The organism is Pseudarthrobacter sp. B907, from assembly GCF_040137805.1.
Taxonomy (GTDB): domain Bacteria; phylum Actinomycetota; class Actinomycetes; order Actinomycetales; family Micrococcaceae; genus Arthrobacter.
Window position 1 is genome coordinate 33,835 of sequence record NZ_JBEEQE010000021.1, and the last position, 17,032, is coordinate 50,866.

Sequence of the window (17,032 nt, forward strand, 5' to 3'; positions counted from 1 at the left end):
GGCGTGGCTGCTGGCATGGCCCGGCCCGACCGCACACCTGGACCCTCTGGAGCCACGCCGGCAGGGAGACCGAATTCCCGTCCATTCGCCACAGATGGCCGGGTCTCGACCTGAATTCCCACCGATTTGTCACAGATGGCCGGAATGGGAGCGTCCGCAGCGGCCAACTACGTCAAATAGGCGACGTCGGATGCCACCTGCGTGGCTGCTGGCGTGGCCTGGCCCGGCCGCACCCCTGCCCCCACTGGAGCCACGCCGGCCGGGTGATCGAATTCCCATCGGTTCGCCACAGATGGCCGGAATGGCAGCGTCCTTAGCGGCCAACTCCGTCAAATGGGCGCAGGTTGCAGCCGAGACCTCCGCGGATCCACTCCGAAGAATGGACATGCTCATCGTGGCAGGCCCGACCCCGGAGAGAACCGTTGGCAGCTCCTGGTCTCGACCTGAATTCGCACCGATTCGCCACAGATGGCCGGAATGGCAGGGTCGATAGCGGCCAACTGTGTCAAATGGGCGTCGGTCGCAGCCGAGACCTGCCCGTATCCACTCCGAAGAATGGGCATGCTCGTCGCTACTGGTGGGGGATGGGCATGCTCGTCGTGGCTGGCGCGAAGGATGGGCATGCTCATCGCAGCTGATGGGGCCCGGACGTGCTCAACGCTTCCAGAGGTACCTGTTCTCCGGTCGTCCGGCCGCACCGTAGCGCGGGGTCAGCCGGGCGAAGCCGTTGACCACGAGGTACTCCAGGTAACGCCGGGCGCTGACCCTGGACAGGCCCAGCTGCAGGGCCAAGCCGGCCGCGGAAACGTCCCCGGGGCTCGCCTGCAGCGCGTCGATCACAGCGTCCAGGGTGGGCCGGGCGAGTCCCTTGGGCAGCCGCGCGGCCGGACCTCCCGCCGTCGCCTCCGCCGGATCGGCCGCGGCGTCCGGCGCGGCAGCCCGGCGCGAGGGGGCCACCAGCCGGTCGATCCGCTCCTGGTCCAGCGGGCCGGCCGAGGACCCGGCCGCCAGTTCGTCGCGCAGCTCGACGTACTCGTCCAGGCGCTCGTTCAGGGCCTGCGAGGTGAAGGGCTTGACCAGGTAATGCAGGACACCGCCTGCCATCGCCGAACGAACTGTCTCAAGCTCCCGCGAGGCGGTGATGACCAGCACGTCCACGGGCTGCCGCGGCCGGTTGCGGAGCCCCTGCAGTACGTCCAGGCCCGACATATCCGGCAGGTGGATGTCCAGCAGGACCAGCTCCGGCAGCAGCTCCGCCGCGAGGTCCAGGCCCTGCTGCCCGGTGTGGGCCGTGCCGACGACGTCGAAGCCGCCGCGGGCAAGTAGGAACCCGTGGTGGATCCCCGCCACCGCCACGTCATCGTCAATGATGAGGGTGCGTATGCCGCTCATAGTCGTTCCAGTACCGCCTCTTTAGTTATGGGCACGGCTGTCCCCGGTCCGGGGACGCCGGGCCCCGCCGTCGTAAAACTTACGGTAAAGCAGGCGCCGCCCAGCTCCGAACGGGACACCGCGGCCGCGCCTTCGCGGCGCCGCGCCACGCGCTGGACCAGGGCCAGGCCGAAGCCGCGGGTGTTGATCCCGTCCGGCTCCTTGCTCGTTACGCCCGCCTCGAACACCGCCTCCCGGTCGGACTCCGGAACGCCCGGGCCGTCGTCGTCCACGGTCAGGGTCCGGTGCCCCGCGGGCGTCTCGGCCAGGACGACGGCGATCGTGCTGTCGTAACCGGCGGCATCCACGGCGTTGTCGATCAGGTTGCCGAGGACTGTAATGACATCATCGGTGCCGTCGGGGGAGCAGACGGAGTCCGGATCCACCACAATGTCGATGCCGCGCTCCGCGCAGACGGTGGATTTGGCGATCAGCAGGGCGCGGACGCCGTCGTCGGTGATGCCCGGGGCGAGCGGCCGGTTCACGAAGGCTGCGTCGCTGTGGCTGCGGCCCAGGTACTCCACCGCCTTGGACTGCTCGCCCAGTTCCAGCAGGCCCGAGATGACATGGAGCTTGTTGGCGAACTCGTGCGCCTGGGCCCGGAGCGCCTGGGTCACGTCCAGGGCGCCGTCGCGGTCCCGCAGCATGGTGTGCAGTTCGGTCCGGTCGCGCAGGATCAGGACCTTGCCCACCTCGCGGCCGTCGACGGTAGCCGCATTGACCTTGCCCAGCAGGATCCGCTCACCCGAGAGAACCAGTTCCTCAGTGCTGGAGCCGGCCGCGAGCAGGCGGTGGATCCCGGGCTCCAGCGACGCAGTCGCCGGCGAACCGATAATCTCCTCGCCGACGCCGAGCAGCCGGCGGGCCTCGTCGTTCACCAGCACCACCCTGCCCTCGGCGTCGACGGCCACCAGGCCCTCGCCCAGGCCGTGCAGCATGGCGTCGCGGGTCTCCAGCAGGGCCGCAATATCCTCGGGCTCGAGTTTGTAGATCCGGCGCCACACCAGCTTCGAGACGTACATGGCTCCGAGGGAACTGAGCAGCGCGGCGCCGAGCAGCCAGCCGAACAACTGGGGGAGGTCCTCGTAAAGGTCCGCGGCCAGGGTGCTCTCCAGCACGCCCACCGAGGCGGTACCGATCACCGTGCCGGCGCGGTCAAAGATGGGGACCTTGACCCGCCAGGACTCGCCCAGGGTCCCGGTCTGGGTGCCCACATAGATGTCCCCGGACAGCGGCACCGACGGGTCCGTGGAGACGGGCTTGCCGATCTCCTCCGGGTTGGGGTGGGACTGGCGCACCCCGTTGCGGTCCGTCACCACCACATAGGTCACGTGCGAGGCCTGGCGGATCACCTCGGCGATCGGCGCAATGGTCTGCGCGGGGGAGCTGGTGCCGAAGGCGTCGACCACGGAGGGCAGCCTGGCCACACTTTCGGCGACGCCGATCAGCCGGCCCTTGTAGGCGTCGCGCAGCTGCGCCTCCTGCATCCGGATCGTCACGGCGCCGACGGCGGTGAGCACGACCAGGACGATTCCGAGCTGGAGGGCGACCAGCTGGAAGCGCAGCGGAATCCTGTGAACCATGTCACAAGTCTCCCATCCGGTGGGGCGGGCCCCGGACGGATGACGCCGTTCCGCCGTGACCAATATGACCACTACTACCTCTACGTCCGAATACTGTTCCCGGCCCGGGCCCGCCCCTACGGTCGGGGAAGTGATTCCAATGATGTGCATCACATTCGTACAAGGAGAGATAATGACGTCCCACCTCAACTTCACCCGCCGGGCCGCGCTGACGGCCGGGGCAGCCGGCCTCGTGCTCGCCATGTCCGCCTGCGCCGGAGGCGGCACCGGCACCGGCGCAGCAGCCGGGGCAACTGCCAGCGCAGAGCCGATCAAGAAGCTCAGCATCATCGTCCCCGCGAACCCGGGCGGAGGCTGGGACCAGACCGGCCGTGCCATCCAGGCGGACCTGCAGTCCAACAAGCTCGTGTCCTCGGCCCAGGTCACCAACATCGGCGGCGGCGGCGGAACCAACGGCCTGGCCAAGCTCGCCACCGAAAAGGACGTCAACACCCTGATGGTGATGGGCTACGTGATGGTCGGCGCCGTGGAGACCAACGGCGCGAAGACGCGCCTCGAGGACACCACTCCGATCGCGCGGCTGACTGAGGAGCCGCTGGTGCTGGTGGTGCCGGCGTCGTCGAAGTACCAGTCCGTCAAGGACCTCGTGGACGACATCAAGGCCAACGGCAAGGGCGTCGCCATCACCGGCGGCTCCGCCGGCGGCGCGGACCACATCCTGGCCGGGCAGATCCTGAAGTCCCAGGGCGTCGAGTCGGACAAGCTGAACTACATCGGCTACTCCGGCGGCGGCGAATCCCTCGCGGCGCTGCTCGGCAACAAGGTCCAGGCCGGCATCTCCGGCGTCGGCGAGTACGCCGAACAGGTCAAGGCCGGCAAGGTCCGGGCGCTCGCCGTCTCCGGCAAGGCTGAGGTTCCCGTCCTGCCCGGCATCAAGCCGCTCAAGGACCAGGGCATCGACGTTGTGCTGACCAACTGGCGCGGCGTAGTGGCGCCGGGCTCGATCGACGACGCCCAGCGCTCCAAGCTGACCGAGCTTGTCACCAAGCTGCACGAGTCCGAGGCCTGGAAGTCCACCCTGAAGAAGAACAACTGGGACGACGCGTTCCTCGCCGGCGATGGCTTCAAGACCTTCCTCACCGAGGACATCACCAAGGTCAAGACCACCCTGACGCAGATCGGCCTGGTCAAGTAACAATGTCTTCGCACGCTCTTACGCCCACCAGGCGGCCGACGGGGGAGATCCTTTTCGCCCTGTTGTTCGTCAGCGTGGGCGCGGCGGGGCTCCTGACGGCGGGATCCATCCCGATCCCGCCGTCAGAGACCGGCATCGGACCGCGGGCCTTCCCCTACATCGTCTGCGGCATCCTGGTGCTCGTCGGCACCGGCATCGTCGTCCAGGTCCTCCGGGGCAAGGTCGGCCAGGCCGAGGAAGGCGAGGATCTGGACGTCACCGCCAAGACGGACTGGATCGCCCTGGCCAAGCTCGTCGGCTTCGTCATCCTGCACATCTTCCTGATCGAACCGGCAGGCTGGCCCGTGGCGGCGGCCGTGCTGTTCAGCGGGGCCGCCTGGACCCTGGAGGCCAAACCGCTCTGGAAGGCCGTCCTCGTCTCCGTGGCCATGGCCCTGGTGCTGCAGTACGTCTTCGGCGGCCTGCTGGGCGTCTCGCTCCCGCCGGGCCCGCTGCTTGAGGGGGTGCCGTTCCTCCATGGATAACTTCATGCTCCTGCTCGAAGGCTTCACCACCGCCCTCCAGCCGGTCTACCTGCTCTACGCCCTGGGCGGCGTCTTCGTCGGCACCGCCGTCGGCGTACTGCCGGGCATCGGCCCCGCCATGACGGTGGCCCTGCTGATGCCGATCACCTACGCCCTGGACCCGGCGGCGGCCCTGATCGTCTTCGCCGGCATCTATTACGGCGGCATGTACGGTGGCTCCACCACCTCCATCCTGCTCAACACCCCGGGGGAATCCTCCTCGATCGTCACCGCGCTCGAGGGCAACAAGATGGCGAAGGCCGGCAGGGGAGCGGCGGCGCTCGCGACGGCGGCGATCGGCTCGTTCATCGCCGGCACCATCGCCACGGTGCTGCTGTCCTTCCTCGCCCCGGTGGTGGCGGACCTCGCCGTCGGTCTCGGACCAGTGGACTATGTGGCCCTGATGGTGGTGGCCTTCCTGACCGTCGGCGCGCTGCTGGGGGCCTCGGTGCTACGCGGGCTGGCGTCGCTGGCGCTGGGGCTGTTCATCGGCCTGATCGGCATCGACGACAGTACGGCGCAGCAGCGCTTCACCTTCGACAACCCCAACCTGGTGGACGGCATCGACATGGTGCTGGTGGCGGTGGGCCTCTTCGCCCTCGGCGAGGCGCTGTACGTCGCCTCCAAGCTGCGGCACGGGCCGGTGGAGGTCATCCCGGTCAGCAAGGGCAAGAACGCCTGGCTCTCCAAGGAGGACTGGAAGCGGTCCTGGAAGCCGTGGCTACGCGGGACCTTCATCGGATTCCCGATCGGCACGGTGCCCGCCGGCGGCGCGGACGTCTCCACGTTCCTCTCCTACGCCGCCGAGCGGAAGCTGGCGAAGGGCGCCCACAAGGCCCAGTTCGGCGAGGGCGCGATCGAGGGCGTCGCCGGTCCGGAGGCGGCCAACAACGCCGCCGCCGCCGGTGTTCTGGTGCCGCTGCTAACCCTCGGCATCCCGACGACGGCCACCGCCGCCATGATGCTCACCGCCTTCCAGCGCTACCAGATCCAGGCCGGCCCGCTCCTGTTCGAAAACCAGAGCGCCCTCGTCTGGACCCTGATCGCCTCGCTGTACGTGGGCAACCTGATGCTGCTGGTGCTCAACCTGCCCCTCGTGGGCCTCTGGGTGAAGATCCTGCAGATCCCGCGGCCCTACCTGTACGCCGGCATCCTGGTCTTCGCGGCGCTCGGTGCCTTCTCGGTGAACTTCTCGCCGAGCGACGTCGGAGTGCTGCTGGTGGTTGGCATCCTGGGCTACTTCATGCGGCGCTACGGCTACCCGGTGGCGCCCATGGTGGTGGCGATGATCCTCGGGCCGATGTTCGAGGTGCAGCTGCGGCGCTCGCTGCAGCTCTCCCAGAACGACCCCGTGGCCCTGGTCTCCACCCCGTTCGCCGTGGTGGTGTACGTGACCATGGGCCTGATCTTCCTTGGCTCCTGGTGGCTGCGCCGCCGCCAGGCCGCCCTGGAAGCGGTGACGGAGAAAGAGTCCGTGTCCGTCTGACCCACCGGAACGGCAGGTCACGGCAGTGTTTTTGGGGGAAACACTGCCGCGATCTGCCATTTCGTGGTTAAGACCCCGGGTGGAACCGGTGCCACCGCGGTGCGGGATACTGGAACCATGCAGCCGCGCACAATCGTCCTCCTCGGATCCACCGGTTCCATCGGCACCCAGGCCATCGACGTCGTCGACGGCGCCCCGCACCTTTTCGAGATCGTTGCCCTTAGCGCCGGCGGCGGCAACCTCGAACTCCTGGCCCGGCAGGCCGTGCACACCCGGGCCCGCGCCGTCGGCGTCGCCAGCGGGGACGCCGCGGTCCTCCGGGAGCTGATCGACGACGCCGCCCGTGCGGCCGGTTTGTCCGGCTACCGGCCGGAGATCATCGCCGGCCCGGACGCCTCCACCCGGATCGCCGAAGTTCCGGCCGACGTTGTGCTCAACGGGATCACCGGCTCGATCGGCCTCGCCCCAACCCTGGCCGCGCTGAAGTCCGGCGCCACGTTGGCGCTGGCGAACAAGGAGTCCCTGATCGTGGGCGGTGCCCTGGTCAAGGCCGCGGCCCGCGAGGGCCAGATCGTCCCGGTCGATTCCGAGCACTCCGCGATCGCCCAGTGCCTGCGCTCCGGTACCGCCGCGGAGGTGGACCGGCTCGTGCTGACCGCCTCCGGCGGGCCTTTCCGCGGCAGGACGCGGGAGCAGCTGCACAACGTCACACCCCGGGAGGCCCTGGCGCACCCCACCTGGGACATGGGCCTGATGGTCACCACCAACTCCGCAAGCCTGGTCAACAAGGGCCTGGAAGTCATCGAAGCCCACCTGCTCTTCGACATCCCGCTGGAACGGATCGACGTTGTGGTCCATCCGCAGTCGGTGGTGCACTCCATGGTCCAGTTCGTGGACGGCTCCACCATCGCGCAGGCCTCCCCGCCGGACATGCGCCTGCCGATCGCCCTCGGCCTGGGCTGGCCGGACCGGGTGGCCGGGGCCGCGCAGCCCTGCGACTGGACCAAGGCGACCAGCTGGACCTTCGAGCCGCTGGACACCGAGGCGTTCCCCGCCGTCGGCCTGGCCAAAGAGGCCGCCCGGCAGGGCAGCACCTTCCCGGCGGTCTTCAACGCCGCGAACGAGGAAGCGGTGATGGCCTTCCACGCCGGCCGGATCCGCTTCACCGAGATTGTCGATACGATCGAAGCCGTCCTCAGCGGCCACTCAGGATCCTCCGGGCTGACGGTCGAATCCGTGCTGGATGCTGAACAATGGGCACGGGCGCGGACCCTCGAACGTTTGGCCGTTGGAAGTGCCTAATAAGTAGCCCCCAGTGCCCAGGAAGAAGCAAAGCCCAGCATGAGCCCCGTTGTCCTCTTTATCCTCGGTGTCGTCTTCGTGGCGATCGGCATCGCCGTGTCCATCGCCCTGCACGAGGTCGGCCACCTGGTCCCGGCCAAGCTCTTCAAGGTGCGTGTGACGAAGTACATGATCGGCTTCGGACCCACGGTCTGGTCCCGGCGCCGGGGCGAAACCGAATACGGCCTGAAGGCGATCCCGCTGGGCGGCTTTGTCTCCATGATCGGCATGTACCCTCCGAACAAGACCGACGGCAGTGTCCGGCCCTCCAGCACCGGCATGTTCCAGTCCCTCGCCGCCGACGCCCGCTCCTTGGCGCATGAGGAAGTCGGACCCGACGACGCGAACCGGGTCTTCTACCGGCTGCCGGTCTGGAAAAAGATCATCATCATGCTGGGCGGGCCTGCGATGAACCTGCTGATCGGTGTGGTGCTGACCGCCGTGCTGCTGATGGGCTTCGGTGTGGCGGCGTCCACCACCACCGTCGCCGACGTCTCCAAATGCCAGGTCAAGGCCGGCGAAACCGTGGATCCCAGCTCCGCCGACTGCAAGCTCACCCCCGCGGCCGCCGCCGGCCTCAAACCGGGCGACCGGATCACCTCCTTCGACGGCAAGGCCGTCACCAGCTGGGAGGAACTCACCGGCTGGATCCGGGCCTCCGCGGGCAAGCAGGTCAGCCTCACCGTGGAGCGCGACGGCGGCCCGGTCAGCACCACGGTCACGCCGGTCCTCTCCGCCCGCCCGGTGGTGGGTGAGGACGGCCGGCAGGCCAAGGACGCCGCCGGCAAGCCCCGCTACCAGGACGTGGGATTCCTGGGGATCGGCGCCCAGACCGCGCTTGTGCCGCAGCCGGCCACGGCCGTGCTGCCGCTGGCAGGCGAGAACATCAAGCAGATCGCCGGCGTTGTGCTCAACCTCCCGGCCCGGGTGGCCGGCGTGGCTCAGGCTGCCTTCAGCGAGGAGCCCCGCGACCCCAACGGACCCATCAGCGTCGTCGGTGTGGGCCGTGTGGCCGGGGAGGTCGCCGCCATGGAGCAGGTGCCGCTGCAGAGCCGACTGGCCGCCCTGGTGGGGCTGCTGGCCGGGCTGAACTTCGCGCTGGCCGTGTTCAACCTTGTCCCTCTGCTGCCGCTCGACGGCGGCCACGTTGCCGGGGCACTGTACGAGGGCGCCCGCCGCCGGATCGCCAAGCTGCTTGGCCGGCCGGACCCCGGCGCGTTCGACATCGCCAAGCTGCTCCCGGTCACCTATGTTGTGGCTGTGCTGCTGATGGGCATGTCCGCGCTGCTGATCTATGCGGATATCGTCAAGCCGGTCAACCTCTTCGGCTGACGCGGCGGCGTGCCAAGTGCCGGGTGCGCCCGGCTTAGCCAACGTTCCCGCCCGGTTACCAGCGGCCGCACCCGCCGCCCGCTGCCGGAGCCCGCGTAATTCCGCGGGCGCCGGGTCCGCGGGGCGGAGTAACTGGGCGGGAGCGCCGGAGCGCCCCGGACGTCATCCGCCGACTCCCAGGGCCGGCAACCCCAACGGGGTGATTCTGAATTATCAGCCATATTAGGTTTATTTTAGATAATCAGTTGAAAGCGATTGATTATAAGGAATCAGCCCCCTAGGCTGGGGGCTATGTACGTGATGACCATCGACCAGCGCGGCAGCAGCGCCGACATTGACCGCGTTCCCGGCCTGCTCGCCGAGTTGCAGGAACTCTCGACGGCGGCGCGCTTCGAGCGCTCGGTGGGCGATGAGGTCCAGGGCGTCGTGGAGCGGCCGGACGAAGTCGTCGGTATTGCCCTGCACGCCCTGCGGAGCGGCCGCTGGTACGTGGGCATAGGGGTGGGCGCCGTGGACCTGCCGCTGCCGTCCAGTCCCAGGGAAGGCTCCGGCCCGGCCTTCGTGGCGGCCCGGGCGGCCGTGGAGAATGCCAAGTCCGGGTCCGCGCACGTGCCGGTCGCCGTCGTCTCCGGCGGGCTGCGCAGGGGGGAGGCTGCGCCCTCGCCCGCAGGATCCGCCGGCGCGCGCGCCTGCGCCAACGCCGAGGCAGTGCTGCGCCTGATCGGACGGCTCGTGCAGGACCGGACGGCCGCGCAGTGGAAGGTGGTTGATGCGCTGCGCTCGGTGCAGCACGGCCACGCCGGCACGCACGGTACACAGAAAATCGCCGCCCAAAAACTCGGAATCACCGAACAATCGGTGAGCCGTGCGCTGCTGCGCTCCGGCTGGCAGGAAGAATGGGCCGCGAGGCCGGCGGCGGAAATGCTGCTGTCCTTCGCCCACGGACTCATCGCCGGGGCCCCGGACGCCGGCGAACAGCCGGATTCCCGCCCCCGGGACAGTACAGAAGGAGACCGGTGAACGCCCTCTGGATCACCCTGGCCCTGCTCACCGCCGGGTTCGCCGGCTGGCCCGTGACCGCGCTCGTCTTCCGGCTGGCCCGGACCATCGACGACCGGGCCGACGCCGCCGGAGCCGTCAGCGCCGCGGATGTCACCGGCTCTGCCGATGACCCCTCGGCTGATGCCACCGTAGACTCCGCCGCGCCCGCAGACCCCGCCGCGCATGCCGAATCCACCATGGTTACCGCCGGCCCTTCAGCCGGGGCAGCCGGCTCCGAGGCCGCCACGGTCAGCAGCGCCAGGATTCTTCGCGGCGGCGCGATCATCGGCGTCCTGGAGCGCCTGGCGGTCTGCCTGGCCATCCTCACCGGCCAGCCGGTCGCGATCGCCTACGTCGTCGCAATCAAGGGCCTGGGGCGCTTCGCGGAGCTCAAGGAAACGCCGGTGGCCGCCGAACGGTTCATCATCGGCACCCTTACCTCGCTGCTCTGGGCGGCCGGGGTCGCGGCACTGGTCAAGGTGCTGCTCCTCGGCTGACGCCCCGGACAGGCGATAGGGTATCCGTATGACTGTTTTTGCTGTTGAGTACGTTTACGACGCCGAATCCGCCGAAACCCGCGACGCCACCCGCCCCGCCCACCGCGAATGGACCGCCGGCCTGGCCCAGGAGGGCACGATCCTGGCGAGCGGCCCGTACGGGGACGGCGCCGGCGCGCTGCTGATCTTCAAGGCGGCCGACGAACAAGCCCTCAACGAAATCCTCAAGCAGGACCCTTTTGCCGGTGCAGGCGCCATCTCCGGCACCCGCACGATGGTGTGGGCCCCGCTGACCGGCCTGCTGGCCGAGCACGCGGCCTAACCCGCCCCGCCCACCCGCCATCGATCTTCGACCTAGAATTCGATCCACAGAGGAGTCCACGTGACCTCGGTCAGCCTGGGAATGCCGTCGGCACCGCCCCCCGTTCTTGCCCCGCGCCGTAAAACCCGCCAGATCAAGGTGGGTTCGGTCGGCGTCGGCTCCGACTCACCGATCAGTGTGCAGTCGATGACTACGACTCCCACCACGGACATCAACGCCACCCTGCAGCAGATCGCCGAACTGACTGCGTCCGGCTGCGACATCGTCCGGGTGGCCTGCCCGTCCGCGGACGACGCCGAGGCGCTGCCGATCATCGCCCGGAAGTCGCAGATCCCGGTGATCGCGGACATCCACTTCCAGCCGAAGTATGTCTTCGCCGCCATCGAGGCCGGCTGCGCGGCCGTCCGCGTGAACCCGGGGAACATCCGCAAGTTCGATGACCAGGTCAAGGAAATTGCCCGCGCGGCCAAGGACCACGGCACCTCGATCCGGATCGGCGTGAACGCCGGTTCGCTCGAGCCGGGCATCCTGAAGAAGTACGGCAAAGCCACCCCGGAAGCCCTTGTGGAATCCGCCGTCTGGGAGGCGTCGCTGTTCGAAGAGCACGGCTTCCACGACTTCAAGATCTCGGTCAAGCACAACGACCCCGTCATTATGGTCGCCGCCTACGAGATGCTCGCGGAAAAGGGCGACTGGCCCCTGCACCTCGGCGTGACTGAGGCGGGCCCGGCATTCCAGGGAACCATCAAGTCCGCCACCGCCTTCGGCGCGCTGCTCTCGCGCGGCATCGGCGACACCATCCGGGTTTCCCTCTCCGCCCCGCCGGTGGAGGAAATCAAGGTGGGCAACCAGATCCTGCAGTCGCTGAACCTGCGCCCGCGCAAGCTCGAAATCGTCTCCTGCCCGTCCTGCGGCCGCGCCCAGGTGGACGTCTACACGCTCGCCGAACAGGTCACAGCGGGTCTGGAGGGCATGGAGGTCCCGCTGCGCGTGGCCGTCATGGGCTGTGTGGTCAACGGACCCGGCGAGGCCCGGGAAGCTGACCTCGGTGTGGCGTCCGGCAACGGCAAGGGCCAGATCTTCGTCAAGGGCGAGGTCATCAAAACTGTCCCCGAGGACCAGATCGTTGAGACACTGATCGAAGAGGCCATGCGTCTCGCTGAAGAGATGGGGGAGTCTGATGGCGAAGATGCTGTCCAGGGTAGCCCCGTGGTTAGCGTCTCGTAGGGACGGTGCCGGTGCGGCCGCCGGCCTCACCCTTCGGATCCTGACGGGCGCGGACACCGGTGCACTGCTGGAACTCGCCCGGCAGGACGCCGTCGCCAACGTCTTTATCCTCTCGCATCTCGAGACCGCCGGCACGGCGTCTCCCACCGCCGGCGGCGCCAGCATTTTCGGCGTGTTCGACGGCGGGACACTGCTCGGGGCCTGCTGGGCCGGCGCCAACCTGGTGCCGGTGCAGCTCGACCCGGAACTCGCCGGCCTCGTCGCGGCCGCCGCCCACCGCTCCGGCCGCCGCTACGCCTCGATCTTCGGCCCGGTAGAGACAGTCCGGGCACTCCACGCGGCCCTGGAGCAGCTGGGCCACGATGCCCAGGAAATCCGCGGGAACCAGCCGCTGCTGACCATCACCGGGCCGCCGCTGCTGGAGCCCAACCCCGCCCTTGGCTTCGGCCACCTCGCGGACTTCGACAGGATCCTGCCGGCCTGCGCGGCCATGTTCGAGGAGGAAGTGGGATATTCGCCCTACCTCGGCGGCCGCGAGTACTACAGCCGCCGGGTCAAGGGCCTGATCCGTGCCGGCCACTCGCTGGTGCACCTTGGCCCCAACCGCGAAGTGGTGTTCAAAGCCGAACTCGGTGCGGTCACTCCCGAGGTGACGCAGGTGCAGGGCGTCTGGATGGACCCGGCGTTCCGCGGGCTGGGCCTGAGCGCCGGCTACATGGCCGCCGTCGTGGTCCTGGCCCAGACGCTGGCGCCGGTCACCAGCCTGTACGTCAACGACTTTAATACCCGTGCCCGGGCCAGCTACGAGCGGGTTGGCTTCCGCCAGGTGGGAACGTTCGCGACCGTTCTTTTTTAGACACCTTCTTGACACACAATGTTGACAGAAATCTGGTTGCAAACTCTTGTTTTGACCGCCCGGATCGCATAGGTTCTAGCTAGCCGCGCCGAGCAGGCGCGTGCGGTCTCAGGGAGGATCGAACCATTGGCTGCAGGTACCACCCGGAAGGGCAGGATCAGCTAGACCGGCAGCCTTGGACTTAGCGGCACTGGGGACGCAGGGGCCACGCCATCACGGGATGACCAGCCGGAAACGGCCAGGGGCTTCCGCGTCATGGCGTGGCTCTTCCATTTCCGCCGGGAATCCGGTGCGCGGCTAGACGGTAGATTAGTAGCTGGACAATTTTCGTAAACACCCAGATCGCCCCGCACTTCCTCAGAAACGGATACCCCTCCAGTGGTCCTTCGACTCTCCAAGCTGTTCCTGCGCACCCTGCGTGAAGACCCCGCCGACGCCGAGGTGGCAAGCCACCGGTTGCTGGTCCGGGCCGGCTACATCCGCCGCGCGGCCCCGGGCATCTACACCTGGCTGCCGCTGGGACTGAGCGTCCTGCGCCGCGTGGAGCAGATCATCCGCGAGGAAATGACCGCCATCGGCGCCCAGGAAGTCCACTTCCCGGCGCTGCTGCCCAAGGAGCCCTACGAGGCGACCAACCGCTGGACCGAATACGGCGAAGGCATCTTCCGGCTCCAGGACCGCAAGGGCAACGACTACCTGCTGGCCCCCACCCATGAGGAAATGTTCACCCTGCTGGTCAAGGACCTGTACTCCTCGTACAAGGACCTGCCGCTGAGCATCTACCAGATCCAGAACAAGTACCGCGACGAGGCCCGCCCCCGGGCCGGGCTGCTGCGCGGCCGCGAATTCATCATGAAGGACTCCTACTCCTTCGACGTCGACGACGCCGGCCTGGACGCCAGCTACGCCGCCCACCGCGGCGCGTACCTGAAGATTTTCGAGCGCCTCGGCCTTGAGGTCGTCCCGGTCACGGCCACGGCCGGCGCCATGGGCGGGTCCAAAAGCGAGGAATTCCTGCACCCCACCGAGATCGGCGAGGACACCTTCGTGCGTTCCGCCGGAGGCTACGCGGCCAACGTCGAAGCCGTCACCACCGTGGTTCCCGCAGACATCGATTTCTCCAACGCCCCCGCCGCGGAAGTCCGTGACACCCCGGACACCCCGACCATCGACACCCTCGTCGACGCCGCCAACGCGCTGGTGCCCCGCAGCGGGGCCGACGGCGGCGCCTGGACCGCCGCGGACACCCTCAAGAACGTGGTCCTGGCCGTGACCCTGCCGACCGGCGAACGCCAGCTAGTTGTCATCGGCGTGCCGGGAGACCGCGGCGTGGACCTCAAGCGCGTCGAAGCGAACATCGGCTCCTTCCTGCCCATCGCCGGCGAAATCACGCTCGAGGCCGCTAACGAGGAAGACCTCAAGAAGCAGCCCCTCATCGTCAAGGGCTACCTCGGCCCCGGCCTGTCCCTGGACGCGCCCCTGCTGGGTACCGAGGGGGCCGCGAAACTGCTCTACCTCGTGGACCCCCGGGTCGTCAGCGGATCCGCCTGGGTCACCGGCGCCAACGAGGCCGGCAAGCACGTCTTCGGCCTGGTGGCAGGCCGCGACTTCGGCTGGGACGGCGTCATCGAGGCCACCGAGGTGCGCGCCGGCGACGAGGCCCCGGACGGCTCGGGCCCGCTGGAAACCGCCCGCGGCATCGAGATGGGCCACATCTTCCAGCTCGGCCGTAAATACGCCGAGGCCCTGGATCTCAAGGTCCTGGACCAGAACGGCAAGCAGGTGGTCGTCACCATGGGCTCCTACGGCGTCGGCGTCACCCGCGCGGTGGCGGCCCTGGCCGAGTCCAACCACGACGACAAGGGCCTTATCTGGCCGCGCGCCGTCGCGCCCGCCGACGTCCACGTCGTCGCCGTGGGCCGCGGTGAGGAAATCTTCGCCGCCGCGGAGAAGCTGTCCCTGGAACTGGAGGCCGCCGGCCTCGAGGTCATCTACGACGACCGCCCCAAGGTGTCTCCGGGCGTCAAGTTCGGCGACGCCGAGCTCGTCGGTGTGCCGACCATCCTCGCCGTCGGGCGCGGACTGGTGGACGGCGTGGTGGAGATCAAGGACCGCCGCAGCGGCGAAGCCGAGAACGTCGCCGTGGACAAGGCGGTGGCCCACGTGGTCAACGCCGTCCGCAACAACTGACCCGCCGCCGGCGATACCGAGGATGGTCTCAGGTCTCGAATCGATCCAGCTCGCCACGCTGATCCTGGTGGTGGTGGCCGGTTTCGCCGCCGGCTGGGTGGACGCCGTCGTGGGCGGCGGGGGACTGATCCAGCTGCCGGTGATGCTGCTGGTCCCCGGGATCAGCCCGGTGCAGGCGCTGGCGACGAACAAGATGGGTTCCATCTTCGGCACCACCACCAGCACCGTCACCTACTACCGGCGGGTCCGGCCGGACCTGCGCACCGCGGTGCCGATGGCGGTGGTCGCACTGGCCGGCAGCTTCGGCGGCGCGGTGCTTGCGGCAACCCTGCCGGCGAGCGTCTTCAAGCCGATCATCGTCGCGGCGCTGGTCGCCGTCGCACTGTTCACCGCATTCCGGCCGAACGTGGGCGAGTTGACCAAACTGCGGCATGACGGGCACCGGCACTATGTTGTGGCCTGCCTGATCGGGGCGGTGATCGGCTTCTACGACGGCATGATCGGCCCCGGCACCGGTTCCTTCTTGATCATCGCCCTCGTCTCCGCCATGGGTTACGCGTTCCTGGAGGCCAGCGCCAAGGCCAAGATCGTCAACATGGCCACCAATGCCGGCGCCCTGATGTTCTTCCTGCCCCACGGCTCGCTGCTCTGGGGCCTGGGCCTGGTCCTGGGCGCCGCGAACATGGCCGGCGGCTACCTCGGTGCCCGCACCGCCGTGAGCCGGGGCAGCAAGTTCATCCGGATCGTGTTCCTTGTGGTGGTGGGCGTCCTGATCATCAAACTTGGCTCCGACGTCTGGCAGGACGTCTTCGGGTAGTCCTGCCCCAACCGGGCCCGCGGGCTGCAGGCCGCTTTGGCGGCCGTGCGCGGACACCGCGCCGGTTAGCCCGGCGGGGTGGCGGAGGCTCCGGGCGCGGGCAGCTCATGCGCGGCGGGCAGGCCGTCGAGGGTGTTGCCGGCAAGGGTACTGGCCACCCATAGCGAGCGGGCCAGGTCGCCGCCGTGACACGGCTTGGCTGCGTACCACGGGGCGTTGTCCACCTCCCGGGCCACGGCCCACTGCCGGGCGGCCTCGCCGTCAAGCCCCGCGGCCGCGCTGAAGTCGATGCAACGCTCCAGCAGGGCTTCGCCGGGGCCGGAGCGGGGCAGTTCGGCCAGCCGGTTCCAGAGCAGCGGGGCCACCGCGAACTCTGCTTCGCCGACCATCGGCTGCGGGTCGATCGCTTTGAAGTCCGCGGTCGTAAAGCCGCCAGGTCCCGGCTGAGCCGCAGTGCCGGGCACAGCGAGGATGTTCAGGAAGTGTAGGTCGGTGTGGACCAGCACGTCCGTGCCGGACCGCCGGCCGACGGCGCCGCGGGTCTGGCAGACCTCCAGCGCCGCCTCCAGCAGCCAGCGCGGGAAGGGCCGGCCGAGCCGTTCCCAGCTCTCCGGCAGCTCATCGCTCCACTGTTCGGCGCGGGCGGCGATCATGCTGAACTCCCGCCACTGGGGCCGGCCGTCCGGCAGCAGGCTCAACTTGCGGACCAGGCCGCCCCAGACCGGAACTGCCACGTCCATCGGCTCGTCGTGAAGCGACCGTCCGGCATCGAGCCTCTCCAGCAGGAGCGCACCGGCACCGGCGTCGCTGGCCAGCAGCCGTACGGCGCCGTTGCCCTGCCACAGGGCGAGGGCGTGGGGTTCCACAAGTGCTTCGTCATGCGGGTAGGCGATCTTGAGGACGGCAGTGCCGGTGGCTTCCCCGTCGGTGAGCCGGCGGACCGGGACCACAACGGCGCCGTGGCCGTGCCACGGCAGGGCACCGGGAGCGAGGTCGGGGACCAGCTCCCACTGCGCCAGGCAGCCGGAGATGAGCTGGGGGAGTGAGGCCAGCCAGGCCCGGCCCTCGGCGCTGCGGCTGTAGCGGCGGCCGAGTCCGGGCGGGAGCGGAACAGGTGCTGGCGTGGTCATCGGCTCCAGCGTAGTTGCCGC

The 17,032-nt window shown here is 68.9% G+C and carries 15 protein-coding genes; 12 read left to right on the forward strand and 3 right to left on the reverse strand.

Translation table 11 applies throughout. The annotated features are described in order from the left end of the window. Positions 1-654: 654 nt before the first annotated feature. Positions 655-1,392 (reverse strand): response regulator, encoded by a 738-nt coding sequence (locus ABLI39_RS15780; RefSeq protein WP_349414411.1) that lies wholly within the window; start codon positions 1,390-1,392, stop codon positions 655-657. After that, positions 1,389-3,014, reverse strand: coding sequence for an ATP-binding protein (locus ABLI39_RS15785; protein ID WP_349414413.1), 1,626 nt, complete (start codon positions 3,012-3,014; stop codon positions 1,389-1,391). Before ABLI39_RS15785 ends, ABLI39_RS15780 begins: the two co-directional genes overlap by 4 nt. Before the next feature lie 172 nt (positions 3,015-3,186). Between ABLI39_RS15785 and ABLI39_RS15790 the strand changes: the two genes are divergently transcribed. The 12 genes from ABLI39_RS15790 (at position 3,187) to ABLI39_RS15845 (ending at position 15,881) form a co-directional block, all read left to right on the forward strand. Next, entirely contained in the window at positions 3,187-4,209 is a 1,023-nt protein-coding gene (locus tag ABLI39_RS15790; RefSeq protein WP_349414415.1) for a Bug family tripartite tricarboxylate transporter substrate binding protein, read from the forward strand. A gap of 2 nt (positions 4,210-4,211) precedes the next feature. Then, positions 4,212-4,733, forward strand: a complete 522-nt coding sequence (locus tag ABLI39_RS15795; RefSeq protein WP_349414417.1) for a tripartite tricarboxylate transporter TctB family protein — start codon at positions 4,212-4,214, stop codon at positions 4,731-4,733. Beyond that, positions 4,726-6,258, forward strand: a complete 1,533-nt coding sequence (locus ABLI39_RS15800; protein ID WP_349414418.1) for a tripartite tricarboxylate transporter permease — start codon at positions 4,726-4,728, stop codon at positions 6,256-6,258. Before ABLI39_RS15795 ends, ABLI39_RS15800 begins: the two co-directional genes overlap by 8 nt. 117 nt (positions 6,259-6,375) lie before the next feature. After that, positions 6,376-7,560: a 1-deoxy-D-xylulose-5-phosphate reductoisomerase gene (gene dxr / locus ABLI39_RS15805; protein ID WP_349414420.1), complete on the forward strand. Its 1,185-nt coding sequence runs from the start codon at positions 6,376-6,378 to the stop codon at positions 7,558-7,560. Positions 7,561-7,599: 39 nt separating this feature from the next. Then, positions 7,600-8,931: a M50 family metallopeptidase gene (locus tag ABLI39_RS15810; protein WP_349414422.1), complete on the forward strand. Its 1,332-nt coding sequence runs from the start codon at positions 7,600-7,602 to the stop codon at positions 8,929-8,931. A gap of 291 nt (positions 8,932-9,222) precedes the next feature. Then, on the forward strand, positions 9,223-9,951 hold the full coding sequence (locus ABLI39_RS15815; protein ID WP_349414424.1) for a MarR family transcriptional regulator: 729 nt from the start codon (positions 9,223-9,225) through the stop codon (positions 9,949-9,951). Then, positions 9,948-10,469 (forward strand): hypothetical protein, encoded by a 522-nt coding sequence (locus ABLI39_RS15820; RefSeq protein WP_349414426.1) that lies wholly within the window; start codon positions 9,948-9,950, stop codon positions 10,467-10,469. Before ABLI39_RS15815 ends, ABLI39_RS15820 begins: the two co-directional genes overlap by 4 nt. Before the next feature lie 28 nt (positions 10,470-10,497). Continuing rightward, on the forward strand, positions 10,498-10,791 hold the full coding sequence (locus ABLI39_RS15825; RefSeq protein ID WP_349414427.1) for a YciI family protein: 294 nt from the start codon (positions 10,498-10,500) through the stop codon (positions 10,789-10,791). Positions 10,792-10,851: 60 nt separating this feature from the next. After that, the gene (ispG, locus tag ABLI39_RS15830; protein ID WP_138769799.1) at positions 10,852-12,018 is read left to right on the forward strand and encodes a flavodoxin-dependent (E)-4-hydroxy-3-methylbut-2-enyl-diphosphate synthase; all 1,167 of its coding nucleotides are present in this window, start codon (positions 10,852-10,854) and stop codon (positions 12,016-12,018) included. Beyond that, entirely contained in the window at positions 11,981-12,874 is an 894-nt protein-coding gene (locus ABLI39_RS15835) for a GNAT family N-acetyltransferase (RefSeq protein WP_349414449.1), read from the forward strand. The genes ispG and ABLI39_RS15835 overlap by 38 nt, the downstream gene beginning before the upstream one ends. 378 nt (positions 12,875-13,252) lie before the next feature. Beyond that, positions 13,253-15,064, forward strand: coding sequence for a proline--tRNA ligase (locus tag ABLI39_RS15840; protein ID WP_349414429.1), 1,812 nt, complete (start codon positions 13,253-13,255; stop codon positions 15,062-15,064). A gap of 22 nt (positions 15,065-15,086) precedes the next feature. Then, entirely contained in the window at positions 15,087-15,881 is a 795-nt protein-coding gene (locus tag ABLI39_RS15845) for a sulfite exporter TauE/SafE family protein (protein WP_349414431.1), read from the forward strand. Positions 15,882-15,946: 65 nt separating this feature from the next. On the opposite strand, the gene ABLI39_RS15850 is transcribed toward ABLI39_RS15845, so the two are convergent. Then, on the reverse strand, positions 15,947-17,011 hold the full coding sequence (locus ABLI39_RS15850) for an aminoglycoside phosphotransferase family protein (protein WP_349414432.1): 1,065 nt from the start codon (positions 17,009-17,011) through the stop codon (positions 15,947-15,949). Between the last annotated feature and the right edge of the window lie 21 nt (positions 17,012-17,032).